Annotated in this window: 16 protein-coding genes; all 16 read right to left on the bottom strand. The window is 52.6% G+C overall.

The genetic code is table 11. The features are described 5' to 3' along the window. Positions 1 to 153 precede the first annotated feature (153 nt). On the bottom strand, positions 154 to 537 hold the full coding sequence (rplQ, locus tag M2367_RS14900; RefSeq protein ID WP_005307999.1) for a 50S ribosomal protein L17: 384 nt from the start codon (positions 535 to 537) through the stop codon (positions 154 to 156). A gap of 43 nt (positions 538 to 580) precedes the next feature. After that, the gene (locus M2367_RS14895; RefSeq protein ID WP_005307997.1) at positions 581 to 1,570 is read right to left on the bottom strand and encodes a DNA-directed RNA polymerase subunit alpha; all 990 of its coding nucleotides are present in this window, start codon (positions 1,568 to 1,570) and stop codon (positions 581 to 583) included. Between the two features lie 25 nt (positions 1,571 to 1,595). Further along, a complete protein-coding gene (gene rpsD / locus M2367_RS14890; RefSeq protein ID WP_005890929.1) occupies positions 1,596 to 2,216 on the bottom strand; it encodes a 30S ribosomal protein S4 in 621 nt (206 codons plus the stop codon). A gap of 39 nt (positions 2,217 to 2,255) precedes the next feature. Continuing rightward, positions 2,256 to 2,645, bottom strand: coding sequence for a 30S ribosomal protein S11 (rpsK, locus tag M2367_RS14885; RefSeq protein ID WP_005319702.1), 390 nt, complete (start codon positions 2,643 to 2,645; stop codon positions 2,256 to 2,258). A 14-nt stretch (positions 2,646 to 2,659) separates the two neighbouring features. Next, positions 2,660 to 3,016: a 30S ribosomal protein S13 gene (gene rpsM, locus M2367_RS14880; RefSeq protein ID WP_005307991.1), complete on the bottom strand. Its 357-nt coding sequence runs from the start codon at positions 3,014 to 3,016 to the stop codon at positions 2,660 to 2,662. 139 nt (positions 3,017 to 3,155) lie between these two features. After that, positions 3,156 to 3,269, bottom strand: coding sequence for a 50S ribosomal protein L36 (gene rpmJ / locus M2367_RS14875; RefSeq protein WP_005319705.1), 114 nt, complete (start codon positions 3,267 to 3,269; stop codon positions 3,156 to 3,158). 27 nt (positions 3,270 to 3,296) lie between these two features. After that, positions 3,297 to 4,625 carry a preprotein translocase subunit SecY gene (gene secY, locus M2367_RS14870; protein WP_005890927.1) on the bottom strand — a complete coding sequence of 443 codons (1,329 nt, stop codon included), beginning with the start codon at positions 4,623 to 4,625 and terminating at the stop codon, positions 3,297 to 3,299. Between the two features lie 8 nt (positions 4,626 to 4,633). Then, positions 4,634 to 5,071, bottom strand: coding sequence for a 50S ribosomal protein L15 (rplO, locus tag M2367_RS14865; RefSeq protein ID WP_005890925.1), 438 nt, complete (start codon positions 5,069 to 5,071; stop codon positions 4,634 to 4,636). Between the two features lie 2 nt (positions 5,072 to 5,073). After that, positions 5,074 to 5,253 carry a 50S ribosomal protein L30 gene (gene rpmD / locus M2367_RS14860; protein WP_005307985.1) on the bottom strand — a complete coding sequence of 60 codons (180 nt, stop codon included), beginning with the start codon at positions 5,251 to 5,253 and terminating at the stop codon, positions 5,074 to 5,076. 6 nt (positions 5,254 to 5,259) lie between these two features. Then, positions 5,260 to 5,760, bottom strand: a complete 501-nt coding sequence (gene rpsE / locus M2367_RS14855; protein WP_005890922.1) for a 30S ribosomal protein S5 — start codon at positions 5,758 to 5,760, stop codon at positions 5,260 to 5,262. A 14-nt stretch (positions 5,761 to 5,774) separates the two neighbouring features. Continuing rightward, a complete protein-coding gene (gene rplR / locus M2367_RS14850) occupies positions 5,775 to 6,128 on the bottom strand; it encodes a 50S ribosomal protein L18 (RefSeq protein WP_005890919.1) in 354 nt (117 codons plus the stop codon). 9 nt (positions 6,129 to 6,137) lie between these two features. Further along, the gene (rplF, locus tag M2367_RS14845) at positions 6,138 to 6,671 is read right to left on the bottom strand and encodes a 50S ribosomal protein L6 (protein ID WP_005890917.1); all 534 of its coding nucleotides are present in this window, start codon (positions 6,669 to 6,671) and stop codon (positions 6,138 to 6,140) included. 13 nt (positions 6,672 to 6,684) lie between these two features. Next, positions 6,685 to 7,077 carry a 30S ribosomal protein S8 gene (gene rpsH, locus M2367_RS14840; protein ID WP_005890915.1) on the bottom strand — a complete coding sequence of 131 codons (393 nt, stop codon included), beginning with the start codon at positions 7,075 to 7,077 and terminating at the stop codon, positions 6,685 to 6,687. A 19-nt stretch (positions 7,078 to 7,096) separates the two neighbouring features. After that, positions 7,097 to 7,402 carry a 30S ribosomal protein S14 gene (rpsN, locus tag M2367_RS14835; RefSeq protein WP_005319722.1) on the bottom strand — a complete coding sequence of 102 codons (306 nt, stop codon included), beginning with the start codon at positions 7,400 to 7,402 and terminating at the stop codon, positions 7,097 to 7,099. Positions 7,403 to 7,412: 10 nt separating this feature from the next. Further along, complete coding sequence (gene rplE, locus M2367_RS14830; RefSeq protein ID WP_005890912.1) at positions 7,413 to 7,952, bottom strand: 50S ribosomal protein L5; 540 nt, start codon at positions 7,950 to 7,952, stop codon at positions 7,413 to 7,415. Positions 7,953 to 7,965: 13 nt separating this feature from the next. Next, positions 7,966 to 8,283, bottom strand: coding sequence for a 50S ribosomal protein L24 (gene rplX / locus M2367_RS14825; protein ID WP_005890910.1), 318 nt, complete (start codon positions 8,281 to 8,283; stop codon positions 7,966 to 7,968). Positions 8,284 to 8,285 lie beyond the last annotated feature (2 nt).

Here is an 8,285-nt window from a genome sequence, read left to right as displayed (position 1 = left end):
GCAGTTGAGGCAGTTGAGGCAGTTGAGGCAGTTGAGGCAGTTGAGGCAGTTGAGGCAGTTGAGGCAGTTGAGGCAGTTGAGGCAGTTGAGGCAGTTGAGGCAGTATCAGGTTCCATTAAAAGAAAAGCCGGGACAAGCCCGGCTTTTTCTTTATCACTCAGCAGCTGCTTCAGCAGCGGCCGGGCGGTCTACCAGCTCGATGTAAGCCATCGGAGCGTTGTCGCCGGCACGGAAACCGCATTTCAAAATGCGAGTATAACCGCCGGCGCGCTCCAGGTAGCGCGGGCCCAGTTCATTGAACAGCTTAGCCACAATCGCGTTGTCGCGAGTGCGGGCAAATGCCAGACGACGATTAGCAACGCTATCGGTCTTGGCAAGGGTGATCAGCGGTTCAACGACACGACGCAGCTCTTTTGCCTTAGGCAGAGTCGTCTTGATGATCTCATGACGAACCAGGGAGCTGGCCATGTTGCGGAACATAGCCTGACGATGGCTGCTGTTCCGGTTCAGTTGACGACCACTCAAACGATGGCGCATGACCTTATCCTTCTAACTAAATCTGTGAAACCCGTAATCTGGATTACTCGTCAGCGATGCTGGCGGGCGGCCAATTCTCAAGGCGCATGCCAAGAGACAGACCACGGGAGGCCAACACATCCTTGATCTCAGTCAGGGACTTCTTACCGAGGTTGGGAGTCTTAAGCAACTCAACCTCGGTACGCTGTACCAGATCACCAATATAGTGGATAGCTTCTGCCTTCAGACAGTTCGCAGAACGAACTGTCAGCTCCAAATCATCGACAGGACGCAGCAGGATCGGATCGAACTCGGGTTTCTCTTCTTTCTTCTCGGGCACGCTGACATCGCGCAGATCCACGAAGGCTTCCAGTTGCTCAGCCAGAATAGTGGCAGAACGACGGATAGCTTCTTCAGGATCCAGAGTACCATTGGTCTCCATGTCGATGACCAGCTTGTCCAAGTCGGTACGCTGTTCCACACGTGCTGCCTCAACATTGTAGGCAATACGAACGATGGGGCTGAACGCAGAGTCCAGCAACAGGCGACCGATAGGACGCTCTTCATCATCGTTGTGAACACGAGCAGAAGCAGGCACATAACCACGACCGCGCTGAACTTTCAGGCGCATGCTGATCTCAGCGTTTGCACCAGTCAGGTGGCAGATTACGTGCTCCGGGTTAACAATCTCGACTTCATCACCGTGAGTGATATCACCTGCGGTAACGGGGCCTGTTCCAGACTTGGTCAGGGACAGAGTTACCTCGTCCTTGCCTTCCAGCTTCACAGCGATACCTTTCAGGTTGAGCAGGATTTCAAGAATGTCTTCCTGTACACCTTCTTTGCTGCTGTACTCATGCAGCACGCCGTCGATCTCGACTTCTGTGACTGCACAACCGGGCATAGATGACAGCAAAATACGACGCAGGGCGTTACCCAGCGTGTGACCAAAACCACGCTCAAGTGGCTCAAGAGTCACTTTTGCGTGAGTCGGGCTAACTTGCTCGATGTCAACTAGCCGCGGCTTAAGAAAATCTGTTACAGAACCCAGCATTGTGTCCTCTCTTTAGAAGCTAGCTTTACTTGGAGTAAAGCTCGACGATCAGCTGCTCGTTAATGTCGGCAGACAGGTCAGAACGCTCTGGCAGGCGCTTGAAGGCACCTTCCATTTTAGCGGTATCAACCTCTACCCAAGTCGGCTTCTCACGCTGACCAGCAACTTCCAGGGAAGCTTTGATACGCGCTTGCTTCTTAGCCTTCTCACGAACGCAGATCACGTCCTCAGGGGAAACCTGGAAAGAAGGAATGTTAACAACGCGACCGTTTACCAGGATAGCCTTGTGGCTCACCAGCTGACGTGATTCAGCGCGGGTAGCGCCAAAGCCCATGCGATAAACGACGTTATCCAAACGACCTTCCAGCAGCTGCAACAGGTTTTCGCCGGTGTTGCCTTTTTGACGGGCAGCATCGCGGTAGTAGTTGCGGAACTGTTTTTCCAACACGCCGTAGATACGACGAACTTTTTGTTTCTCGCGCAGTTGCACGCCGTAGTCAGACAGACGCGCTTTACGCGCACCGTGTTGACCAGGAGCAGTGTCAATCTTGCACTTGGAATCTATCGCACGAACACCTGACTTCAGGAAGAGGTCGGTGCCCTCACGACGGCTAAGCTTAAGCTTAGGACCGATATATCTTGCCATCTTCTTTCTCCAACAATCCTAGACCAATAAGCAACAGCGTTATACGCGGCGCTTCTTGGGAGGACGACAACCGTTGTGCGGGATCGGAGTCACATCAGTAATATTAGTGATGCGGAAACCAGCCGCGTTCAGCGCGCGGATGGAGGACTCTCGACCGGGACCCGGACCTTTGACCATGACTTCCAGGTTCTTCACGCCGTATTCTTTGGCGATCTCACCAGCACGCTCAGCAGCTACCTGGGCAGCAAACGGAGTGGACTTACGGGAACCACGGAAACCTGAACCACCAGAGGTAGCCCATGACAGAGCATTGCCCTGACGGTCAGTAATGGTCACGATTGTGTTGTTGAAAGATGCATGAACGTGTGCAATACCGTCGCTCACTTGCTTTTTAACGCGCTTGCGAGCACGAGTCGGAGTTTTAGCCATTTTCTACCTTCCCGTTACTTCTTGATAGCCTTGCGCGGACCCTTACGGGTACGAGCATTGGTCTTGGTACGTTGACCACGAACAGGCAGGCTACGACGGTGACGCAAACCACGGTAGCAACCCAGATCCATCAAGCGTTTGATGTTCATGGATATCTGACGACGCAAGTCACCTTCAACGGTGAATTTACCTACTTGCTCGCGCAGACTCTCGATCTGAGCTTCGTCCAAGTCTTTAATTTTCACATTCTCAGCGATACCGGCTGCGGCACAGATGGCCTTGGAGCGGGTACGACCGACGCCATAAATCGCAGTCAACGCAATGACTGCATGCTTATGGTCAGGAATGTTAATGCCAGCGATACGGGCCACTGTTCACTCCTACATAGAGTAGATAACGACCACCACAAAGCCCGTGAGCGGATACGTGGCGGTCAACCAATACACAACAAAAGTTGGCTGGCTATATTAGCCAGCACAACTGTTTGTTGCAAGTCCTAACCGTAAAAAATTAGCCTTGGCGCTGTTTATGCTTTGGCTCGCTGCAAATCACACGCACCACACCGTGACGCTTGATGATTTTGCAGTTACGGCAGATTGCCTTAACGGAAGCACGAACTTTCATTGCTTAACTCCGTAACTACGCCGACCTTTAGCGGCCGTAGCCCTTCAGGTTGGCCTTCCTCAGGACGTCGCCATATTGATGAGACATCATATGGGTTTGTACCTGAGCCATGAAGTCCATGATAACCACCACGATAATCAGCAGCGAAGTGCCGCCGAAATAGAACTGTACGTTCCAGGCAGTCATCAGGAACTGGGGTACCAGACAGATAAAGGTTATATAGAGTGCACCTGCCAATGTCAGGCGAGTCATAACCTTATCGATATAACGTGCTGTCTGCTCGCCCGGGCGGATCCCCGGGATAAAGGCTCCACTCTTCTTCAGGTTATCTGCCGTCTCGCGTGGATTGAACACCAACGCAGTATAGAAGAAACAGAAGAAGATAATGGCTGCTGCATACAGCATCTCATACAAGGGCTGACCCGGCTGCAGGACCATAGAGACCTGCTGCAGAACGTCTGCTACCTTGCCCTCGCCCTGACCAAACCAAGAGGTGATGGTCCCTGGGAAGAGGATGATACTGGATGCGAAAATCGCAGGAATCACACCGGCCATATTCACTTTCAATGGCAGGTGTGTGCTTTGCGCGGCAAATACCTGGCGGCCTTGTTGACGTTTTGCATAGTTAACGACGATACGACGCTGACCACGCTCTACGAACACCACAAAGTAAGTCACTGCGAAAACAATCAAGCCCAGCAACAACAACAGCAGGATGTGCAATTCCCCTTGACGTGCCTGTTCGGCCGTAGCACCAATGGCATGAGGCAGCCCAGCAACGATCCCGGTGAAAATAATCAACGAGATGCCGTTACCGATACCACGCTCGGTAATCTGTTCACCTAACCACATTAAAAACATGGTGCCGGTAACCAGACTCACAACCGCCGTGAAATAGAAGCCCAAACCCGGATGAGTCACGAGTCCTTGCATCATATTCGGCAGACCGGTTGCGATACCAATGGCCTGGAAGGTTCCCAAAATCAATGTACCCCAGCGGGTATACTGATTGATCTTGCGACGGCCGGATTCACCTTCTTTCTTGAGTTCAGCAAGAGCGGGATGAACCACGGTCAGTAACTGGATGATGATCGACGCCGAAATGTACGGCATGATCCCCAACGCAAGAATAGAAGCACGCGAGAGTGCACCACCACTGAACATGTTGAACATCTCAATGATGGTGCCCTTCTGTTGCTGGAACAACTCGGCCAGTACGGCGGCGTCAATACCAGGAATCGGCACATAAGAGCCTGCACGGAAAACGATAATCGCCCCGAGAACGAAGAGCAGACGGCTCTTCAGTTCGCTCAGACCACCCTGCGCTTTAACATCCAATCCTGGTTTCTTAGCCATTGTACTGATTATTCCTCGATTTTACCGCCAGCGGCCTCGATGGCTGCACGTGCACCTTTGGTGACGGACACACCACGAACGGTCACAGCACGGTCAATGTTGCCAGACAGAACAATTTTAGCGAAAACGATGTTCTTAGTCAGAACGCCGGCTTGCTTCAAAGTGCTCACATCGACCACATCACCTTCTACCATGGCGATTTCGTTCAGACGCACTTCGGCAGAAACCAAAGATTTGCGAGAGAAGAAACCGAACTTCGGCAGACGGATTTTCAAAGGCATCTGGCCGCCTTCGAAACCAGCGCGGACTTTACCGCCACCGGAACGAGAGGTCTGACCTTTAACACCACGACCACCAGTCTTGCCCAGACCAGAACCAATACCACGGCCTGGACGGTGCTTGACAGACTTAGAGCCTGGGGCCGGAGACAGAGTGTTCAGACGCATGCTTAGCCCTCCACCTTAACCATGTAGTAAACCTGGTTGATCATACCACGGACGCAAGGAGTATCCTCCAGCTCAACGGTGTGACCAATGCGACGCAGACCCAGACCACGCAGAGTCGCCTTATGCTTAGGCAGACGGCCGATAGAGCTGCGCGTTTGAGTTACTTTTACAGTGTTAGCCATGTCGCATTACCCCAGAATTTCTTCAACGCGCAGACCACGCTTGGCAGCGATCTGGGCCGGGGATTGACCCTGTACCAGAGCGTCTACAGTTGCGCGAACAACGTTGATCGGGTTAGTGGAACCGTAGGTCTTTGCCAGCACGTTGTGGATACCAGCAACTTCCAGCACAGCACGCATGGCGCCGCCTGCAATGATACCAGTACCTTCAGAGGCCGGCTTCATGAACACGGTGGAACCAGAGTGAACGCCTTGCACCGGGTGGTGCAGAGTGCCATTGTTCAGTTCTACCTTGCTCAGGTTACGTTTAGCCTGTTCCATCGCTTTTTGAATAGCGGCGGGAACTTCACGGGCCTTACCGTAACCGTAACCTACACGGCCGTTACCATCACCCACCACGGTCAACGCGGTGAAGGACATGATACGACCACCTTTAACAGTTTTCGAAACACGGTTTACTGCAATCAGCTTTTCTTGCAGTTCGCCGGCTTGAGATTCGACTTTAGCCATCTTCGACTCCTAGCTTAGAACTGAAGACCAGCGTCACGAGCAGCGGTAGCCAGAGCGGCTACACGACCGTGATACTTGAAACCGGAACGATCGAAAGATACGTTCTGAATGCCTTTGGCGATAGCTCGCTCAGCGATAGCTTTACCGACTGCGGTAGCTGCATCTGCATTACCGGAGTACTTGATTGCTTCACTGATGGCTTTCTCTACTGTGGAAGCAGAGGCCAGAACTTCGGAACCGTTGGCTGCGATTACCTGCGCGTAGATATGACGCGGGGTACGGTGAACAACCAGACGGGTTGCTCCCAGTTCCTGCATCTTCTTCCGAGCACGAGTAGCACGACGGAGACGAGCTGCTTTCTTGTCCATAGTGTTACCTTACTTCTTCTTAGCTTCTTTAGTACGCACTTGCTCGTTGGCATAGCGTACACCCTTGCCCTTGTAGGGCTCCGGAGCGCGGTAAGCACGGATATCGGCGGCGACTTGGCCAACCATCTGCTTGTCTACACCACGGAGAATGATCTCAGTAGCAGTAGGACACTCAGCGGTCACACCAGCCGGCAGCGCATGCTCAACCGGGTGAGAGAAGCCCAGGGCCAGCGCGACAGCATTGCCCTTGATGGAGGCTTTATAACCTACACCAACCAGCTGCAGCTTACGCTCGAAGCCTTGGGTAACACCGATTACCATGTTGTTGACCAATGCACGTGCAGTACCAGCCTGAGCGTCGGCACCAGTGGAGCCGTCGCGCGGGGCGAACTTGAGTACATTGTCTTCTTTGGTCACTTCTACACCGGCGTGAATAGAACGAACCAGGGAACCTTTACCACCTTTGATGGACAGTTCCTGACCGTTCAGAGTCACCTCTACGCCAGCAGGAATAGTGACGGGTGCCTTAGCAACACGAGACATATCCTACCTCCTATTAAGCGACGTAGCAGATGATCTCACCGCCCATGCAAGCTTTACGAGCTGCACGGTCAGTCATCACACCTTTAGACGTGGACACGATAGCAACACCGAGACCGCCCATAACTTTCGGCAGGTCAGTAGTGCGCTTATAAATACGCAGGCCGGGACGGCTTACGCGTTGGATCAGTTCTACAACCGGTTTGCCCTGGAAATATTTCAGTTCAATTTCCAGTTCCGGTTTCACATCGCCAGCTACGGAGTAGCCAGTGATGTAACCTTCTTCTTTCAGCACGTGGGCGATAGCCACTTTCAGCTTGGAAGAAGGCATGGAAACCGCAACTTTGCTCGCCGCTTGACCGTTACGGATGCGGGTCAGCATGTCCGCGATCGGATCTTGCATGCTCATAGTCTAACTCCCGAGATTCTTACCAAGAGGCCTTTTTGAGACCTGGAATTTCGCCCTTCATGGCATGCTCACGCACCTTGATGCGAGACAGGCCAAACTTGCGCAGGAAACCGTGCGGACGACCAGTAATATTGCAACGGTTACGCTGGCGGGACGGACTGGAATCACGGGGCAGCTGTTGCAGTTGCAAGACAGCATCCCAACGCGCTTCTTCAGAAGCGTTCATATCAACGATGATAGCTTTCAGCTCGGTTCGCTTAGTGGCGAACTTGGCTACCAGCTTCGCACGCTTTGCTTCACGTGCTTTCATGGATGTTTTAGCCATAACCCTAACCTTACTTGCGGAATGGGAAGTTAAAGGCAGCCAGCAGAGCACGGCCTTCTTCATCGGTATTCGCGGAAGTGGTGATGGTGATATCCAGACCACGGACGCGATCGACTTTGTCATAGTCGATTTCCGGGAAGATGATTTGCTCACGCACGCCCATGGAGTAGTTACCACGACCATCGAACGCTTTAGCATTCAGGCCACGGAAGTCACGGATACGCGGTACGGAGATGCAAATCAGCCGTTCCAGGAACTCCCACATACGCTCGCCACGCAGGGTTACTTTACAACCTATCGGGTAGCCTTCACGAATCTTGAAGCCCGCAACAGATTTGCGAGCTTTGGTGATCAGCGGCTTCTGACCGGAAATGGCAGCCATATCGGCAGCAGCATTTTCCAGCAGTTTCTTATCAGAAATCGCCTCACCAACACCCATGTTCAGGGTGATTTTCTCGATCCGAGGGACTTGCATGATCGTCTTGTAACCGAACTGCTTTGACAGTTCTTGTGCTACATCGGATCTGTAGTAATCATGCAGTTTCGCCATCGTTAAACTCCAATTACTTCACAAGTTCGCCGGTAGACTTGAAGAAACGAACTTTTTTGCCGTCTTCAATCCGGAAACCAACACGGTCAGCCTTGCCAGTGGCAGAGTTGAACAGTGCTACATTTGAAACATCGAGGGGGGCTTCTTTGGTGACGATACCGCCAGCCTGACCCAAAGCGGGTACCGGCTTCTGGTGTTTCTTCACCTGGTTGATGCCTTCCACGAGAACCTTACCTTTAGCAATCAGAACTTGAGTGACTTTGCCACGCTTGCCCTTGTCTTTGCCGGTAAGAACTATCACTTCGTCTTCGCGACGGATTTTAGCTGCCATCG

This window comes from Aeromonas sp. BIGb0445 (assembly GCF_024809075.1).
Lineage (GTDB): Bacteria > Pseudomonadota > Gammaproteobacteria > Enterobacterales > Aeromonadaceae > Aeromonas > Aeromonas rivuli.
Note: the sequence above shows the minus strand (reverse complement) of the source record. Positions and strands in the feature narration are given on the sequence as shown.